Annotated in this window: 16 protein-coding genes; all 16 read right to left on the bottom strand. The window is 41.8% G+C overall.

The window, feature by feature from the left end:
* Window positions 1–19 precede the first annotated feature (19 nt).
* Complete coding sequence (locus ACIQXR_RS11345; RefSeq protein ID WP_483878326.1) at window positions 20–2,353, bottom strand: DNA translocase FtsK; 2,334 nt, start codon at window positions 2,351–2,353, stop codon at window positions 20–22.
* A gap of 218 nt (window positions 2,354–2,571) precedes the next feature.
* Window positions 2,572–2,799: a YlzJ-like family protein gene (locus ACIQXR_RS11350; protein ID WP_402868431.1), complete on the bottom strand. Its 228-nt coding sequence runs from the start codon at window positions 2,797–2,799 to the stop codon at window positions 2,572–2,574.
* On the bottom strand, window positions 2,796–3,533 hold the full coding sequence (locus ACIQXR_RS11355) for a ClpP family protease (RefSeq protein WP_402868430.1): 738 nt from the start codon (window positions 3,531–3,533) through the stop codon (window positions 2,796–2,798). The genes ACIQXR_RS11350 and ACIQXR_RS11355 overlap by 4 nt, the downstream gene beginning before the upstream one ends.
* Before the next feature lie 219 nt (window positions 3,534–3,752).
* Window positions 3,753–5,423: a ribonuclease J gene (locus ACIQXR_RS11360; protein WP_402868428.1), complete on the bottom strand. Its 1,671-nt coding sequence runs from the start codon at window positions 5,421–5,423 to the stop codon at window positions 3,753–3,755.
* Window positions 5,424–5,715: 292 nt separating this feature from the next.
* A complete protein-coding gene (gene dapA, locus ACIQXR_RS11365) occupies window positions 5,716–6,585 on the bottom strand; it encodes a 4-hydroxy-tetrahydrodipicolinate synthase (protein WP_402868575.1) in 870 nt (289 codons plus the stop codon).
* A 36-nt stretch (window positions 6,586–6,621) separates the two neighbouring features.
* Window positions 6,622–7,848 (bottom strand): aspartate kinase, encoded by a 1,227-nt coding sequence (dapG, locus tag ACIQXR_RS11370; RefSeq protein WP_402868426.1) that lies wholly within the window; start codon window positions 7,846–7,848, stop codon window positions 6,622–6,624.
* Window positions 7,849–7,942: 94 nt separating this feature from the next.
* A complete protein-coding gene (gene asd, locus ACIQXR_RS11375) occupies window positions 7,943–8,998 on the bottom strand; it encodes an aspartate-semialdehyde dehydrogenase (protein WP_402868424.1) in 1,056 nt (351 codons plus the stop codon).
* Window positions 8,999–9,222: 224 nt separating this feature from the next.
* Complete coding sequence (locus tag ACIQXR_RS11380) at window positions 9,223–9,825, bottom strand: dipicolinate synthase subunit B (RefSeq protein WP_402868422.1); 603 nt, start codon at window positions 9,823–9,825, stop codon at window positions 9,223–9,225.
* A complete protein-coding gene (gene dpaA, locus ACIQXR_RS11385) occupies window positions 9,822–10,724 on the bottom strand; it encodes a dipicolinic acid synthetase subunit A (protein ID WP_402868421.1) in 903 nt (300 codons plus the stop codon). Before dpaA ends, ACIQXR_RS11380 begins: the two co-directional genes overlap by 4 nt.
* A gap of 195 nt (window positions 10,725–10,919) precedes the next feature.
* Entirely contained in the window at window positions 10,920–11,198 is a 279-nt protein-coding gene (locus ACIQXR_RS11390) for a YlmC/YmxH family sporulation protein (protein ID WP_402868419.1), read from the bottom strand.
* Window positions 11,199–11,338: 140 nt separating this feature from the next.
* The gene (locus ACIQXR_RS11395; protein WP_402868417.1) at window positions 11,339–12,565 is read right to left on the bottom strand and encodes a M16 family metallopeptidase; all 1,227 of its coding nucleotides are present in this window, start codon (window positions 12,563–12,565) and stop codon (window positions 11,339–11,341) included.
* Between the two features lie 46 nt (window positions 12,566–12,611).
* Complete coding sequence (locus ACIQXR_RS11400) at window positions 12,612–13,571, bottom strand: polysaccharide deacetylase family protein (RefSeq protein ID WP_402868415.1); 960 nt, start codon at window positions 13,569–13,571, stop codon at window positions 12,612–12,614.
* A gap of 158 nt (window positions 13,572–13,729) precedes the next feature.
* On the bottom strand, window positions 13,730–15,847 hold the full coding sequence (gene pnp, locus ACIQXR_RS11405) for a polyribonucleotide nucleotidyltransferase (protein WP_402868413.1): 2,118 nt from the start codon (window positions 15,845–15,847) through the stop codon (window positions 13,730–13,732).
* A gap of 323 nt (window positions 15,848–16,170) precedes the next feature.
* The gene (rpsO, locus tag ACIQXR_RS11410; RefSeq protein ID WP_402868411.1) at window positions 16,171–16,440 is read right to left on the bottom strand and encodes a 30S ribosomal protein S15; all 270 of its coding nucleotides are present in this window, start codon (window positions 16,438–16,440) and stop codon (window positions 16,171–16,173) included.
* A gap of 159 nt (window positions 16,441–16,599) precedes the next feature.
* Entirely contained in the window at window positions 16,600–17,550 is a 951-nt protein-coding gene (ribF, locus tag ACIQXR_RS11415; RefSeq protein WP_402868407.1) for a bifunctional riboflavin kinase/FAD synthetase, read from the bottom strand.
* A 34-nt stretch (window positions 17,551–17,584) separates the two neighbouring features.
* The gene (gene truB / locus ACIQXR_RS11420; protein WP_402868405.1) at window positions 17,585–18,505 is read right to left on the bottom strand and encodes a tRNA pseudouridine(55) synthase TruB; all 921 of its coding nucleotides are present in this window, start codon (window positions 18,503–18,505) and stop codon (window positions 17,585–17,587) included.
* Window positions 18,506–18,529 lie beyond the last annotated feature (24 nt).

Below are 18,529 nucleotides of genomic sequence, written 5' to 3' on the forward strand. Positions count from 1 at the left end.
GCCCGGTATTTTTTTATACCTAAGATAAATGTGCTTCATCATGATCATCTTTGGAAATTAACACATTACGTGGTTTACTTCCTTCATATGGACCGACGATTCCCCTTGCTTCCATTTCATCGATTAACCTTGCAGCCCGCGTATAGCCAATCCTGAAACGGCGCTGAAGCATCGAGACAGAAGCTGTCTGCATTTCGGTAATTAAAGCCACCGCTTCCCCATATAAACTATCTTCGACTTCACCGCTTGACGTCTCCGGTATCTCATCCGGAATCATTTCTTCGTTGTACTGAGCTTTCTGTTGGGAAATGACGAAAGTGACCACTTCTTCAACTTCATGATCGGATAAGAAAGCCCCTTGGACGCGAATTGGTTTTGAAGATCCAACAGGTAAAAATAGCATATCTCCACGGCCTAGCAGTTTCTCCGCACCTCCCATATCGAGTATGGTTCTTGAATCCGTTGAGGAGGAGACACTAAAAGCGATCCTGGATGGGATGTTGGCCTTGATGACACCCGTAATAACATCTACAGAGGGTCGCTGAGTGGCTATGATTAAGTGGATGCCCGCTGCCCTTGCCATCTGTGCAAGACGTGTGATAGCATCCTCCACGTCATTTGAAGCCACCATCATCAAATCAGCCAGTTCATCGACTATCACTACTATATAAGGTAACAACGGTTGTTTGGAATCTTCCTCACTGTTAAAACGGTTTACGTAATCGTTATAGCCTTCTATATTACGCGTACCCGTATGTGAAAAGAGCTCGTAGCGTCGTTCCATTTCACTGACCACTTTTTGCAAAGCTTGGGCCGCTTTTTTCGGATTAGTCACGACTGGTGCCAGTAAATGTGGAATCCCGTTATAGACATTGAGTTCCACCATTTTCGGATCAATCATCATCATCTTCACTTCATGAGGTTTTGCCCGCATCAAGATACTTGTGATAATGCCGTTGATACAGACGGATTTACCACTTCCTGTAGCCCCCGCTACCAGTAAATGGGGCATTTTATTTAGTTCGGCCTTAACCGCTTCACCGGAAATATTTCGGCCTAGACCAATTTGCAGCTTGGCATCCGGCTTGTCCACTTCTTTTGCATCCAATACTTCTCTAAGGGAAACCATTGCCACCTCGGAATTCGGTACCTCAATCCCAATCGCCGATTTACCTGGAATCGGTGCTTCCATCCGGATATCTTTAGCTGCAAGTGCCAGTGCAAGGTCATCGGAAAGGCTCACTATTTTGCTGACTTTCACCCCTACATCCGGGTGCACTTCATATTTAGTGACAGCCGGTCCCAAATAAACTTGAGTGACTCTTGCTTTGACCCCAAAGCTCTGAAAAGTGCGTTCAAGCTTTGCCGCATTTTCATGAATTAATTGATACTCTCCACTTTGATCCGTTTTTTTCGGTTGCGATAACAAGGAAAGTGGCGGTAGAGCATATTCTTTATTTTCTACTTCCGTAAAATCGATGGCGGGAACAGGATCGTCATGTTCTTCTTCAACTTCAGCCGAAGGTAGCGTTTCAGCAGACGGTTGTTCATCCTTTTCATCATCACCGTATGCTTTATCTGCAAAGCTTGAAATAATACGCTCTGTCGCCACTTGTTGTGTCTCTTCTACCTGCTGTATGGCATGAACCTCTTCTTCCACTGGTTCTTTTTCACGTTTTTTCTTTTTGACCGGATCTTTTTTCTTCTGTTTCTTATCGTTATTCCAGGTTTTCATATCATCACTAAACGCGGTCCATTGCCTTTTAACAAAGCTACCAAGGGCGAAGGCAAATTTACCAAGAGTATCGCCTAGTGTTTTCCCAGTCAGTAATACAATCCCAATGATTATTAGGACGATGGATACGATTTTTGAACCCGCTTCATCGAACAAGAAATAAGAAGCAGCGAATAAAACAGCACCAACCATCCCACCGCCAAGATCCTTTGTGCTAGCATTTCCGGTCACTTCCATCCAGAACAATTCCCAAGTATTCGAAATGACACTTGGCTTTGCGAAAGGACCACCTTCGGCCAATAAATTAAAGAGGGTGACATGACTAAGCAGTAGCATACTCGCAACAATGAAATACAAACCAATTAACTGCCGTTTCAGCAAATATGGAACTTCTCTTTTAATCATCAAATAAAAGCCCGCCGTTATTGCCCCTAATAAAAAGAGGATATACCACTCTCCCATAAAGAAACGGACTAAAAGGACGGTACCATTTCCCACTGCCCCTAGTTTTGCAATGGCAATGACGGCCAGACTTATTATGATTAGGCCAATCAATTCATATTTAAGCGTAATCTTTAATTTTTCTGTACTTTTCTTTTTCCTTTTTTTCTTCTTCACCATAAAATCACCTGATTCTTCTTGAAACTTCTTTACATTCATATGGTACAACTCAATAGGAAACAAACGTTCGCTCAACGATTATATCAAAAAAATATCATGTTGTCCCTTGATCGTGTCTTATCTAACATGAAAAAACAAACCAATGAATAAAGCAGCCAAAGGGCTGCTAATTTTTTCATTAGTATATCATAATTTCTCTCCGTTGGTCCTTTTTTCTAATTTCTCAACGGTTCGAATACATTGACGACTTCACCAGGCTGTACATTGGTCTTCATGTAATCCTCAGGATTCGTACTCACGATCCGATCAATGCGAAACGAACTTCCTCCTTCATGTTCCACCATAACATGAACCCCATTCACCTTCATTTCAATCATTTGTGCAATTTTCTCATGGGGATGAGGGAAGATGATTTCTTCTGGAACAATCGTATAAAGTGTCATTGCAGTAGCCCCTCTTCTCCTTTATTTGTACTTCTTTCCTCCATGAATTCATTCAGTTTCCTCATCGCCTGCCCTACTCCTCCGACACCATCAATCATTCCAACATCGACCGCTTCCACCCCGATTACATTCGTGCCTATATCCCTCGTTAAATTTCCTTTAGCGAACATTAGATCTTTAAAACTGTCTTCGGTAACATTGGAATGCCGTGTGACAAACTTTATGACCCGTTCCTGCATTTTATCTAAGTATTCAAATGTTTGCGGTACTCCAATGACCATACCTGTCAACCTAATAGGATGGATCGTCATGGTCGCCGTCTCTGCTATAAAGGAATAATCACAAGATACGGCAATCGGCACCCCAATGGAATGTCCGCCTCCTAAAACGATGGAGACGGACGGCTTAGACAAGGAAGCTAACATCTCGGCAATGGCTAGTCCCGCTTCCACGTCTCCTCCGACGGTATTTAAAATGACAAGTAACCCCTCAATATTAGGATTTTGTTCAATCGCAACAATTTGAGGAATAACATGCTCATACTTTGTCGTTTTATTTTGTGGAGGAAGTTGCATGTGACCTTCAATTTGACCAATGATCGTCAAACAATGGATTTTTGAGTCTTTCGATAATTGTGGGACACTTGTTGTTCCCAACTGCTGAATCTTCTCAATTAAAGTTGAATTTTTACCTTCCTGTCGTCCTTCATTTTCATTTGGTAATGGTGTATCCACTTATGGCAACCCCTTTCTCAAAAGCCTATGCCCTTATTATGTCTCGAGTCTTAAACTTCATTCTTCCAGTCAGATAGCCTGCATGAGAAAAAGCCTTGCCCCTTTTAAAAATCGAAATCGAAAGGAATACAAAAAGGCAGAAACGTTGTATGAACGTTGCCGCCTTTTGCATTTTCGCTTATTTTACTTGAAAAAGGGGGTATGAAAATCCCTTTTTTATTAATATTCCATGATGATGGGTAATATCATCGGACGACGCTTTGTTTTTTCATAGAAGAATTGGTTTAGCGCATCACGCATTTCCTGTTTCAGCGTGGACCAATCGAAAGGCTGACGAGAACCGTTTTTCTTCACTATCTCATTGACAATGGCTGTTGCTTCCGTCATCATTTTTTCTGATTCACGTACATATACGAATCCACGGGAGATGATTTCCGGACCTGCAGCAATGCTCTTATCTTGTCGATTCAACGTGACCACAACAATCAATATACCATCTTGTGATAACAGACGGCGATCACGGAGTACGATATTCCCGACATCACCAACACCACTGCCATCAATTAAAATATTTCCAGCAGTTACCTTGCCTGAAAGGGCAATCTTATCACCATTCATTTCAATGACGTCACCTTTTTCAGCAATCATAATGTTTTCCGGCTTGATTCCGGCAGAGATACCTACTTTTTGGTGAGAATAAAGGTGACGGTATTCCCCATGTACCGGTATGAAAAACTTAGGGTTCATCAGGTTGATCATCATTTTCAATTCTTCCTGACTACCATGGCCCGTAACATGGACCTTATATTTATTAGAAGAAACGACTTCCGCACCCACCCGGTAAAGTAAGTCGACGGTTTTTGATAGAATGAGTTCTCCACCCTGTAGTGGGGACGCACTGATCAAGACCGTATCCCCTTTCTTAATCGTAACTTGCTTATGAGTCTGCTTCGCCATTTTTTGAAGTGCCGCTATCGGCTCCCCCTGATGACCCGTTGATAGCACCACAATTTCACGGTCTTCGTATTGGCTGATTTCACTGACCGGAATGATTAAATCTTCTTCCACTTTTAAGTAACCTAGATTTAAGGCTGTTTCATATACCCGCTTCAGACTTTTTCCAACAACGGCCACTTTCCTCTTATTCGCTGCAGCCGCGTTGAAAACATGCTGAATTCGATTTACGTTCGAAGCAAAGCAGGCAACGATAATTCTTCCGGATGTGGAACGGAAAGCTTCGGTAATATCCTTGGCCACTACCGCTTCAGATGGTGTATAGCCTGGTTTCTCCGCTCCTGTGCTATCAGATAGGAGACACAGGACCCCTTCTTCTCCTATACTTGCCATTTTGCCTATTTCCGGTTTATACAGTTCGGTCGCAGCTTGATCAAACTTGAAATCACCGGTGTAGACGATGGCCCCTTCACGAGTATGGATGACCACTCCCACAGAATCAGGGATACTATGGTTCGTACGGAAAAAGGAAACAGCAGCCTCTGGGAAACTCAAAAGGGAATCAGAGTCAATCTCAGTAAAAATTGCCCGGCCATTAAAGCCATCTTCCTTCAACTTAGTCTTAATCAACGCTAGTGTTAACTTTGTCCCATAAACAGGAACAGGTAAATACTTCAATACATAAGCTAGGGCTCCCATATGATCTTCATGACCATGCGTTATAAAAATCCCCTGAATCCGTTCTTTGTTATCCATCAAATAAGAAATATCAGGTATAACAGCATCGATGCCAAGCATTTCTTCTTCCGGCAACATCAAACCTGCATCCAAAAGATAAAGGTCATCGTTCACCTCAACTACATACATATTTTTACCAAGTTCCCCTTGTCCCCCAAGAGAAATCACTTTAATTCCATTATTTTTATCTTTACCCAATCGAATATCCTCCTTAAAAAATAGCCGTTCATAAGTTCCAATGATTTCATTATAACTCAAGTTCAAAAAACATGACAACACATACCATTTTTAGAAAGATTTTTTCCTCTACTTGGCCATGCGTATATGTATAGGTCCCACTTCTCAATTTTTGTCTTTTTTAAAGAAAAGACTATTAGAAGTATAAGCCTTTATCCTATAACTGGAAAGAAAATAATACGGGAATCCCAAAACTAATCATTCTATGTAAAAACAAGCCAATCATTAAACGATCAGCTTGTTTGGTGAATTTTTATTTATTTAAGACGGATATGAGCGTTAAGCGCTCTTTTTCAGTCAATGGTACAATTGGTAACCTGACTGAGCCTACATCTATGCCACGAATTTGAAGAGCCGTTTTAACAGGCGCAGGGCTTGGTGCTGCAAATAAGCCTTTTATGAGCGGGAGTAGCTCCTGATGAAGTCTCGCCGCTTCCGATAAGTTCCCAGTGACGAAAGCTTCAACAATTTTCTGCATTTCATTCCCGGCTACATGGGAAGCAACCGATACGACCCCAACCCCACCGATTGCTAGTACAGGAAGGGTTAAAGCATCATCGCCACTATATAAAGCGAAATCTTCATCCGTTTCGGCAATGATTTGGGTCATGGCGTTTAAATCGCCGCTCGCCTCTTTCACAGCCACGATATTCGGTATTTCCGCAAGGCGAATAATGGTCTCCGGTTCAATATTGACCGAAGCACGTCCCGGAATGTTATAAACCATGACCGGCAATGTCGTACTTTCGGCAATCGCTTTAAAATGTTGGTATAGGCCTTCCTGATTCGTTTTACTATAATAAGGAGCCACCAACATGATTGCGTCGGCGCCATTCTTTTCTGCTTTTTTAGTCAGCTCAATGGAAGCATATGTGTTATTGCTCCCAGTTCCCATGATGATTGGCACCCGTTTTTCTACAACCTTGGTGACATGGCGAAGCAAGGCTATCTTCTCTTCCGAGGATAATGTCGGTGATTCCCCAGTTGTACCCGCAAGTACAAGCGAATCCGTTCCGTTCGATAATAAGTAATTGACTAATTTAGTTGTTTTTTGAAAATCAACGTTTCCCTTGCTATCGAAAGGGGTGACCATTGCGGTTGATACTCTACCAAATATCATTATTTAACACCTCTTTAATTTTTAAAACCTCTATATAGATTATTCTGCTTCTATTTCATGTAAATGGAATGCATCATGAAGTGAATTTACAGCCTTGATTAAATCTTCTTCCTTCACTAGAACCCATATAGTCGTATGGCTATCCGCGGATTGTAGAATCGAGATTTCATTTTCCGATAATGCTGTGACAATTTTTGATGCAACCCCAGGTACTCCGTTGATGCCTGCTCCCACGACTGATACCTTCGCACAATTCCGCTCAACGAGAGGCTCATGTCCCATTCCTGTAAGAATGGAAAGTGCAAGTTCGGTCATCTCTTCCGTGACCGTATACACGACACCATGCGGAGAAATATTGATAAAGTCTACGGAAATAGATGCATTTGCCATTGCTTTAAACACTTCTGCCTGTAAATTATATTGTCCTTTTTTTGCATTCACCTTAATTTGGGTGATTTTCGAAACATGAGCGATTCCTGTAACGAGTCTTTCCCTGATATCACTACCTTGGCTTCCTTTATTGACACTGGTAACCAGAGTTCCCAACCCTTCACTGTATGTCGAACGAATCCGGATTGGTACTTTTGCCTGCATAGCAATTTCGACCGCGCGGGGATGGATGACTTTAGCGCCTTGATATGCCATATTGCATACCTCAGTATAAGAAACGATCGATAATGGGCGTGCATGCTCTGCAATCCGTGGATCAGCGGTCATGATACCTTCGACGTCCGTGAAAATATCAACGCGGTCAGCCTGTAAAGCCGCCCCCAATGCAGCAGCCGAAGTGTCACTTCCACCTCGTCCAATAGTTGTCATGTCCCCATTTTTAGCGGCCCCTTGGAAGCCTGCGACCACGACGACATCCTTCAATTCAAGTTCTTTCAGAAGACGGTCACATTTCATTTCAATGATTTTCGCACTCGAAAATTCATAATTCGTCTGGAACCCTGCTTGAGCACCTGTGTATGCAGTAGCCTCGATTCCATGTTCCAATAACATATTCGTAAATACGACAGAAGAGATCGTTTCCCCTACCGACATTAGTAAATCCTGTTCCCGCTTGGAGAGGCGGGCGTTGGAACCATTCACTAAAGAAAGTAACGTATCCGTCGCATATGGATCGCCTTTCCTACCCATGGCAGAAACAACGACCACCACTTTGTAGCCTTCTTTAATTGCCCTTTCGATATGATTCTTGGCATGGGCCCGGCTCTCTTCGTCCCGGACTGATGTCCCACCGAATTTCTGGACGATTATTTTCACTATTCTCACCCCAAATATAAGCCAGCTCCCCCGTTAAGGAAGCTGACCTAACTCTCTATCATGTTGACAAGTCTTAGCTGCTTGAGTTTTTACCTTACTTAACTGTCACTAACCCTAATTTTAAAAGGCTTTCAGCTATTTGGACAGAATTCCATGCTGCCCCTTTTAATAGATTATCGGAAACTATCCATAAATGGAAGCCTTTATCTTCATCTAAATCTTTACGGATCCGGCCAACGAATACGTCATTCTTGCCGACAGATGATGCAGGCGTTGGATAAACCTGTTGTTCTGGCTCATCTTCTAATACGACTCCCGGTGCCGTTTTCATCAAATTCTTGATCTCAGACGCAGAAATGCCTTCTTTTTCGACTTCGATGTATACGGATTCCGAATGCCCCGTTACAACAGGAAGCCTTACGCAAGTTGCCGCTACAGGTAGCTCTTCCATATGCATGATTTTCTTTGTTTCATTAATCATTTTCATTTCTTCAAACGTGAATCCATTATCTTGGAACCTATCGATTTGTGGAATGACATTGAAAGCAATTTGATAATGCTTGGCATCCCCTTTTACCGGCAAGATTTTTGGTTCGATTTCTTTTTCATCCAGAAGATCACGAGCCTGATCCTTTAGTTCGTTTATCGCAGCGACTCCAGCTCCAGATACTGCTTGGTATGTTGAAACTACTACCTTTGATAAACCAAACTCTTGACGGATTGGTTCCAATGCAACAACCATCTGGATTGTTGAGCAATTCGGGTTGGCAATGATCCCGTTATGCTGTTTCAAGTCCTCTTCATTTACTTCCGGTACAACAAGCGGAACATTTTCATCCATGCGGAACGCGCTTGTATTATCTACTACTATCGCTCCTCTTTTTACTGCTTCAGGAGCCAATTCCTTAGACACACTTCCTCCTGCACTGAAAAGAGCGATATCTATGCCTTCAAAGCTTTCAGGTTTTGCTTCCTGAACTTCGATTTCTTCGCCTTTAAATGACAATTTAGTCCCTGCAGAACGAGCCGATGATAAAAAGATGATTTTCTTAATCGGTAAATCCCGTTGTTCAAGTGTTGAAATCATTTGTTGTCCTACTGCTCCAGTCGCTCCTACTACTGCAATATGCAATCCCTGTGTCCCGGTCATTTGTCCATACTCCTTTTCTATCTCTAAAAGTTGGTTTATAATTTGTCTAATTATTTCTACTTGCTCAGAATATCATATATTTTAACACATTAACATTCGAAAGAACGCACTTTAACAAAATATTCTGGTAGTATAGATTGTTTTTGGTTCTTAACGATAATTCCAACTGGTTGCAAAGCATGAACAAATGACATTTCCTGGATTTAGGCATTATGGAACGACAATTAGATTACATCATCTTTGAACCTTTCAATAATCACTGGCTGTATTTGTTCTCCTTCTATTGCCGCCACGATGGTATCCCGAATCAAACTCATTCTCGCCACCATCGAGCTCGGTTTGCCTACCGGATTATCTTGGCCGTATGGAACAAAATAGATATCCTTTGCAGCCATCAGCCTCATTAAATTTACACCATTCAAACCAAGGGCATCGTTGGTTGAAATCGCAACCACAACTGGACGGTGATTTCTCATCGTCGCTTTTGCAGCCATAAGTACAGGCGAATCTGTAAGGGCATTTGCCATCTTACTCATCGAATTCCCGGTCAACGGAGCAATGACCATGCAGTCTAGCGGCAATTTAGGTCCTAATGGCTCTGCTTTGACGATTGTATCAACGGCTTCATTTCCCGTCAATTTTTCTATACGTGCAACCCAGTCCTCCCCATTTCCAAAGCGTGTTTCCGTATTTTGAACAGTGGATGTCACAATCGGAATGACTTCTGCCCCTTCATTTATAAGTTTTTCTATCTCGGGAAACACACTATCGTATGTGCAATGCGATCCTGTCAATCCAAAACCGATCCGTTTACCTTTCAGATTCATAATTTTTTCCCCTTTCTTTTCAAGAATTCCCCTTGGATCAAGACCCCAAGTGCATTCGCCAAAATTTGACCGGCAGTTTTCGGGGCCACTATCCCCGGTAGGCTTGGCGCCAATAACGCTTTAATTCCCCTTTTTTCCGCAAAACGAAAATCCGTCCCCCCAGGCTTTGAAGCAAGGTCAATAATCAAAGTATGAACGGGCATGTTTGCAAGAACGTCTGCTGTAATGATGGGAAAAGGGATGGTATTAATGCAAATATCAACATTTTTCATTTCGGACGCAAGATCATTTAGATGAAAAGGGATTATCGCCATTTCAGTAATTCTCGCAATATCTTCGCTTTTCCTCGCCCCTACCTTCACTTTGGCTCCAAGTGCTTGAAATGATCGTGCCACACTCATCCCAACCCTTCCTAGGCCTAGAACGGCAACATCCGATCCATGGATGGTAAAATCCGTGTGTTGAATAGCCATCATGATTGCGCCCTCTACGGTGGGAATCGAATTGTATATCGCTACATCGTCTCGCTCAAATAAGAGTACGAGTTTACGACCTGCTTCCTTGAATAGTCGATCGAGGTAATCATTACTGATTCCTGAATAAAATACACAATCCTTTGGCGTGTCATTTATCATGGACTCGGTCAAGAAAACATCTTCACTGGAGAAGATGGTTTCCACTTTACCGGTTGAATCCGTCCCTCGCACAGGCAAGATAACTGCATCCAGTTCCGTAAAATTTATATCTTCTAATTTCTCCTTAACCGCACCTGTAAACGCATGGTCAAGCTGTTCAAACCCTACTAAAAACAGCTTCGCATCTAGCTCAGTCAGTTTACGAACAACTTCAAGCTGACGCGCATCCCCACCGATTACAGCGATTTGCATGTCTGTGAGCATTAAATCGTCACCTTCTTTTTAAAAATCCAACCCACTCCTCGCCCAAAATCAACTCTTGAAGGCGTTTTGTTATCCGATATTCATTCAGTCTCCATCCATCTTATGTACTGAAATAAAGAACGGTGATTAGAAAAGTAAAAACGCCTATAGCTATTACCAGCTAAGGCGCTCATTAGTCTTTTCTCATTTTCATTCCTATCCATCCATATGTTCTCCGTCTTCCACCGAATGAGCTTCAAGTTCTTCCCTAAAATCGATAATGAGCATATCCGTTCCCACTTTTTTAATGTGATTCCATGGTACCCTGATTTCACTTCCATTTCTGAAAAGCCCAAACCATTTTACTGAAGGAATGACCAAAGTGGTAATTTGTCCCGTTTCGTCAAATTCCAAATCCGTTTGTCCCAGGACACCTAATCGTTCTGCCCTGTTCACATCGACTATCTCTTTTCCACTTAATTCACTCAGCCTCAAATCCGAATCCCCCTTTTTTTCTCCTTAATTCCATCTATATCCGAAATCAAGAGAACTTAGAAGGCATTTATTAAAATAGTCGTCCCCTTCCTTCCAAAAAAAAACCTGCCCTCCTAAACAGAAGAACAGGTCGTAGATATTTATTTATCCCAATTTTCCAAAGGGCTCACCAACGATAAAGAGTGTTCTGTGAAGATACGGTTTGCTAGTTCATTGACACTATCTTCCGTAACTTCATCAATCTTGACTATGATATCATCCAGTGAACGATGCTCACCTAGCATTAGCTCATTTTTGCCATTACGGCTCATTCGGCTGTTTGTGCTCTCAAGGCTTAGCATTAAGCTACCTTTTAGCTGTTCCTTACTATTTCGCAATTCTTTTTCTGTGATTCCGTCTCTTTTCAGCGTAGCAAGCGTCTCCTGGATCGTATCATACAAGCTGTCAAGCTGGCTTGTGCCTGTCCCACCATAAATGGTCACTAAACCCGTATCCTGGTAGCTTGAATGGTAAGAATATACCGAGTAGGCCAGCCCACGTTGCTCACGGACCTCTTGGAATAGACGGCTACTCATGCTACCTCCAAGGATATTATTCAATGTGACTAGACTATAGGTTTTATCATTTCCGATTTCCAAACCTTTGAAACCGAGGCATAGGTGTGCTTGTTCAGTCTCTTTTTTACGAGTGATTCTATTTTCATGGAATGAAGGCTTCACCAATTCAAGACGCTCTTCCCCACCTTGATAGGAACCAAAGTAACTTTCCACTTCCTGAATCAACTTCTCGTCCACATTTCCAGCAATCGAGATGACGACTTTATCAGGCGTATACATATCATGAACATATTTCTTAAGTGTTTCACTATTGAATGTTTCCAACGTACTTTCCGTACCAAGGATTGGATAGCCAAGAGGATGATTTTCATAGACAGCCTTGCTCAAAAGGTCATGGACGATATCATCGGGTGTATCTTCATACATTTTGATTTCTTCATAGACAACATTTTTTTCTTTTTTCAATTCTTCCTCATCAAATGTAGAGTTGAAGAACATATCAGCAAGAATTTCAAGAGCATAGCTTGCATGGTTATCCATTACTTTAGCATAGTAGCATGTATACTCTTTTGAAGTAAATGCATTCACTTGGCCGCCAATGCTGTCAAACGACTCGGCGATTTCACGCGCGTTCCTCGTTGTCGTCCCTTTGAAAAACATATGCTCAAGAAAATGGGATACACCATTCAGTTCCGGTGTTTCATTCCGCGAACCGGTCTTGATCCAAACTCCAATTGCCGCTGAACGCACTGTTGGAATATTTTCCAATACTATTCTTACTCCATTTTGACACGTGTATTTCTTAATCAACTAACATTCCTCCCAATCATTCTATGCTGCTATCGTAACCAAAGCCTTACGGATTCAAACGTTCCTCACTAACTGCTTCCGAAACCTTAACAACTTCCAGGTCTTTCTTTTCTATATTAATAATTAACGTCTCCAAGGATTTGGCTGTAGATTCTGTCGGATGCATTAAAATAAAAGCTCCAGGGTGAACTTTAGAAAGGACCCTTTGTTGAAGGACCTCGGGGCTGGGTTTTTGCCAGTCAATCGTATCCACACTCCACATCACGGTCCCCATTCCTAAAGAACTCGCAATTTTGACCGTTTCGTCTCGATAACTCCCACTTGGAGGGGCGAACCAATTCATCTTCACGCCCGTCACAGCTTCCACCACTTCATTCGTCTTGGTGATTTCCTCCCGTGTTGCCTGTGAGGAAATGGTTTGCATATTAGGATGCGAGTATGAATGATTGCCTATTTCATGACCACCATCCACAATCATTTTTGCGAATTCCGGATTATTTTTCGTCCATTTCCCTTCTAGAAAAAACGTCGCCTTTACATTATGCTTCTTCAACACAGCCAACATATCTTGTAGGTATTCATTTCCCCAAGCCACATTGATTAAAAATGATACAACCTGCTTTTCCGGATGTGCCCGGTAAATGGGTGCAGGCTCAAGATCTTTTAAATGGACTTTTGGGGGAACTTGTTCATACACAAGCTTATCCTTATCGAATTTATCCTCCTTCTTCATTGCTTTATACGAAGCCTGGATATTGACCGTAAGGCCATTATACCCAGGAACGGTCTTCCAAACCGAATCTATTCGTGCATCTTGGGGTGCAATCTCATATTTTTGGGCTGATCCTTTTATCTCGGTAAGCAGTTCATCTTCCTGCTTCATGGTAGCCACTGATTGATTCGTTAACTGGGTCAAATAAACTTGTGTATATGGATTTTGCACTAATAACCATGATATACCTGCAATGGCACTTATCGCAACTATCTGCTTCCATTTATTATTCATTTTTTACGCCCCCTTCATACAGAAATGTATGAAGAAAATGGACAAGGTAGAACATGACAACTTTCAATTGCTGAAATGCTTATAAATAAGGGGGCCTTTTCAAACAAAAAAAGCATGCAGGTTCATAAAGAGAACCGCATGCCGTATATTCTTTTTTCTTATGATTGAGAAGGATTAGCTGCTTCTTTTTGTTCTTTAAGTACAGCTTTACGAGAAAGGTTAACCCTACCTTGTTTGTCAATCTCAGTGACCTTTACTAATAGCTCATCGCCAAGTGAAACGACATCTTCCACTTTGCCGACTCTTTCTTCAGCCAATTCCGAAATATGGACCAAACCATCTTTACCATTGAAAATCTCCACGAAGCAACCGAATTTTTCAATGCGTTTAACTTTACCTAAGTATAGTTCGCCCACAACGACTTCACGAACGATGTCTTCAATGATTTTTTTAGCTTTTTCGATCATCGGTTCGTCCGTTGAAGAAATGAATACCGTACCATCTTGTTCGATATCGATTTTCACGCCGGTCTCTTCAATGATTTTATTGATATGTTTACCACTAGGTCCGATAACATCGCGGATTTTGTCCGGATTAATGGTCATTGTAACGATTTTAGGCGCATATTTGGACAATTTTTCACGCGGTTGATTGATTGTAGCAATCATCGATTCCAAGATATGCATGCGGCCTTTTTTAGCTTGAAGCAATGCTTCTTCAAGAATTTCTCTTGAAAGACCATCAATTTTGATATCCATTTGAAGAGCGGTAACACCTTTAGATGTTCCAGCCACTTTAAAGTCCATATCGCCAAGGTGATCTTCCATGCCTTGAATATCAGTCAGGATCGTATAATGCTCACCTGTTTTTACAAGACCCATTGCGATACCTGCAACCGGTGCTTTCAATGGAACACCCGCATCCATCATAGCTAGCGTACTAGCACAGATACTTGCTTGAGATGTTGATCCATTAGATTCAAGTACTTCAGATACAAGTCTGATTGTATAAGGGAAGTCTTTATCATTTGGAATGACTGGTTCTAATGCTCTTTCACCAAGTGCACCGTGACCGATTTCACGACGTCCTGCCCCGCGGATCGGACCTGTTTCCCCAACACTGAAATGTGGGAAGTTATAATGATGCATAAAGCGTTTTGACTCTTCTGTTCCAAGCCCGTCCAAAATTTGTACATCTCCTAGTGCTCCCAGTGTACAAATGGATAGTGCTTGTGTTTGTCCGCGTGTGAACAATCCAGAGCCGTGGGTACGTGGTAAAATCGTAACTTCAGATGACAATGGTCTGATTTCATCAGGATTACGGCCATCCGGACGTACTTTTTCTTCCGTGATTAAACGGCGGACTTCTGATTTAACCAGTTTATTTAAAATTTCTTTAATTTGTTTTAGTTTTTCTTCATCAGTTTCTTCTTCGTATTTAGCCAACACATCATCTTTAACCTCTTTGATGGCGGCTTCACGTGCATGTTTTTCCTGAACTTGTACAGCTTTGTTAAGTTCCGCCTCACATAGGCCTTTCACTTCTGCTTCAAGTTCTTCATCCACTTTATACAAAGTGATTTGTAGCTTTTCCTTGCCAATTTCAGCAACGATTTTTTCTTGGAATGCAATGACCTTCTTGATTTCATCATGTCCAAACATGATGGCTTCAAGCATTGTTTCTTCAGGCACTTCATTCGCTCCAGCTTCAACCATGTTGATAGCGTCCTTTGTTCCAGCAACCGTTAAGTTGATATCACTTTTCGCAAGTTGGTCAACAGTAGGGTTTATGATGAATTCATTATTGATTCTTCCTACTACTACGCCCGCGATTGGTCCTTCAAACGGAATGTCAGAAACTGAAAGTGCAAGGGAAGAACCTAGCATTGCTGCCATTTCTGTAGAACAATCTTGATCAACACTCATGACCATGCTGATGATTTGAACGTCGTTCCTGAAACCATCCGCAAATAGTGGACGAATTGGACGGTCAATTAGACGGCTTGCCAAAATAGCTCTTTCGCTCGGTCTACCCTCACGTTTAATGAAGCCCCCTGGAATTTTACCGACTGCATACAGTCTTTCTTCGTAGTTGACTGTCAACGGGAAGAAGTCGACGTTTCTAGGTTCTTTAGAAGCAGTTGCTGTACTTAAGACAGCTGTTTCGCCATAACGGACTAAAACGGCTCCGTTCGCTTGTTTGGCCAACTGACCGATTTCTACCGTTACATTACGGCCGGCCCAGTCAAATGAATACGTATGTTTTCCCTGTCCCATTTATTAAACCCCTCTCTGAATCTTCGCTATTAGAGGCTTAGTTTACCTAAACCTTTATTAAAATAAATCATTATATGTGAAAGTAATTGAACTCAAGTTATAACCAAACTATCACTATTATGCACGAAAAAAACAAGTGTTAACAGTAATATGACTAAATATTTATTCATTCAATTATGTATATATCTTAATCATTTATGAGTAGAAAAAAACTCGGCGGCTGCCGAGTCCAAAGGACGATGGCTTAGCCTAAAAATTGATAGCGTCCAAATCATTTGAATAACATCAAAAAAGCGGGAAATTTCCCGCTTTTTTTGAAAAAATTATCTACGTAGACCTAATGTGTTAATTAGTGTACGGTAACGAGTAACGTCTTTATTACGTAGGTAAGTTAAAAGATTACGACGTTTACCTACCATTTTAAGAAGACCGCGACGAGAATGGTGATCTTTTTTGTGTGTGCGTAAGTGACCGTTCAAGTTGTTGATTTCTTCTGTTAGTACTGCGATTTGAACTTCTGGAGATCCAGTGTCAGTATCGTGAGTTCTGAACTCAGCGATAAGTTCGTTTTTGCGTTCTTGTGTAATAGCCATGTTATTATTCCTCCTAAAATTCTGTAAAATCACCTATTACCGAGCCAGCGTCGGAGTCTCGACTAGCCAAGCAATGGTTATTTTCATACATACAATAGAATACATGTTTTCCGTCAAAATTGCAAGCCTTGTCTTCTATCCTTTTGGTTTCTTACAATGTTACCCGTTCAATTCGGCAAAATATGCTTGCGTATTTTGCTTGTCAATTTCAATCTGGTTGACTAACTCTTCAAGTCCCGAGAATTTGCGCTCGCTTCTCAACCTAATATGCCACTCGACTGACACCTGTTCTCCATAGATATCTCCTGTAAAACCTAATGCATGAACTTCTACGCTAGGATATTCGGGTTTTTCTTCATGGAATGTCGGCTTATACCCTACATTGCACACCCCATCATACCAGGATCCACTTATTTTAATCCTGACTGCATATACGCCAGGTGCGGGGAATATGTAATCATCACTCACTTCAATATTCGCGGTCGGGAATCCTAACTTTCTCCCCCGCTTTTCTCCATGGACTACATGTCCCTTTGTTACATAGCGACGACCCGCTAAATGATAGAAGTCAGAAAAATCACCATTGCTGAGCGTCTCCCTGATTCTTGTGGAACTTACCTTTCCGTCCTCGAATGTCTGCTTTGCAACGACGGTTTGACCAAATCTTCCCTTAGCATAGGCAGGTAGATCATCCATCGATCCATTACCATAGCGGCCATAAGAATAATCAAAACCTGCTACAACGTGACGGACATTCAGACCCACTATGTAATCATCCACAAACTCCTCAGGTAGCATCGAAGCGAATTCCTTACTGAAGTTGACGACAAATAGGTAATCGATTTCCATCGTTTCTATGATTTTTATCTTATCTTCCAGTGGTGTAATATAACGAATGTTTCCCACTTTCTTCCCTAATACAGCGGAAGGATGTGGATCAAATGTCATGACTGCTGACATAAGATTCATTTCATGAGCCTTTTGCTTAGCGGTTTGGATGACAGTTTGATGTCCTTTATGGATGCCATCAAAAAAACCAAGTGCCATGACAAGCTCAGGGAAGTCATCCGGTTTAAATTGATGAGGATGCTCTAATGCAATCACTTTCACCTTTCAATCTCCTCTTTCCGACGGCAAAAACGGTCTATGATTCTTGTGCGAAAACTTTGACAGGTTTAATTAACCCTTCTTTTGTGGGATGTATTTGATAAATGGCAATCGCCTTATCAGTGGGATCCATCATGACAAATGGTTGCCCCTTTTCAAAAACAACATCCTCCGTTTGTTCCAATACCGCACCGTTAAGTACTTTCTTTGCTACTTTATCATTAATCTGGAATTTCGGCAAATGTAACAATCCACGTTCTAATGGCAACAGAAAATCTCCTGTCTTTTCTGATTCCATGAATTCTTCCACCTCAGCGAACGTGAAACAATCCTCAAGCGTAAAGCCAGCCGCTTCAATCCGGACCAAGTCCGACATATGTGCCGGGTATCCCAATCTTTCGCCCATCATCACCGCTAATGTCCGAATATAGGTTCCTTTGCTACACTTGACACGAAACCGGAAGGAAATGGTTTCACCTTTGAATTCTGAACGATCATCCAGTAAAGTAATATCATGAATAGTTACTTCCCGTGTTGGACGTTCCACTTCTATCCCAGCCCGAGCATATTCATATAGCTTTTTGCCATTTACCTTGACAGCTGAGAACATTGGCGGAGTTTGTTCAATTTTTCCTGTTAGGGATTTCAATACCTCAAGGATTTGTGAACGTTGAAATGTTTCGGTTACCTTTTGTTCCGCCACTTTTTCTCCAGTCGCATCTTCGGTAGCCGTTGAAAAACCAAGCGTCACTTCCCCTTCATACGCTTTACCTGCTTCTGTTAAGTATTCGGCAATTTTCGTTGCCCTGCCGATACATATCGGTAAAACACCGGTGACTTCAGGATCTAAAGTGCCCGTATGTCCGACTTTTTTCGTTTTTAAAATCTTCCTTAATTTAAAAACACAATCATGGGATGTCATTCCCTTTGGTTTCCATAATGGGAGTATGCCGTCCATTCCTTCACCTCATTAATCTTGTCA

This window comes from Peribacillus sp. NPDC097224 (assembly GCF_044761985.1).
Taxonomy (GTDB): Bacteria; Bacillota; Bacilli; order Bacillales; family DSM-1321; genus Peribacillus.

Excerpts from the sequence above, each read along its gene's own strand:
- ACIQXR_RS11350 (WP_402868431.1), bottom strand. The coding sequence starts at position 2,799 with ATGACACTTTATACGATTGTTCCAGAAGAAATCATCTTCCCTCATCCC.
- asd (WP_402868424.1), bottom strand. The coding sequence starts at position 8,998 with ATGACCGGGACACAGGGATTGCATATTGCAGTAGTAGGAGCGACTGGA.
- ACIQXR_RS11380 (WP_402868422.1), bottom strand. The coding sequence starts at position 9,825 with ATGAATCTGAAAGGTAAACGGATCGGTTTTGGATTGACAGGATCGCAT.
- dpaA (WP_402868421.1), bottom strand. The coding sequence starts at position 10,724 with ATGCTCACAGACATGCAAATCGCTGTAATCGGTGGGGATGCGCGTCAG.
- ACIQXR_RS11400 (WP_402868415.1), bottom strand. The coding sequence starts at position 13,571 with ATGAATAATAAATGGAAGCAGATAGTTGCGATAAGTGCCATTGCAGGT.
- pnp (WP_402868413.1), bottom strand. The coding sequence starts at position 15,847 with ATGGGACAGGGAAAACATACGTATTCATTTGACTGGGCCGGCCGTAAT.
- rpsO (WP_402868411.1), bottom strand. The coding sequence starts at position 16,440 with ATGGCTATTACACAAGAACGCAAAAACGAACTTATCGCTGAGTTCAGA.
- truB (WP_402868405.1), bottom strand. The coding sequence starts at position 18,505 with ATGGACGGCATACTCCCATTATGGAAACCAAAGGGAATGACATCCCAT.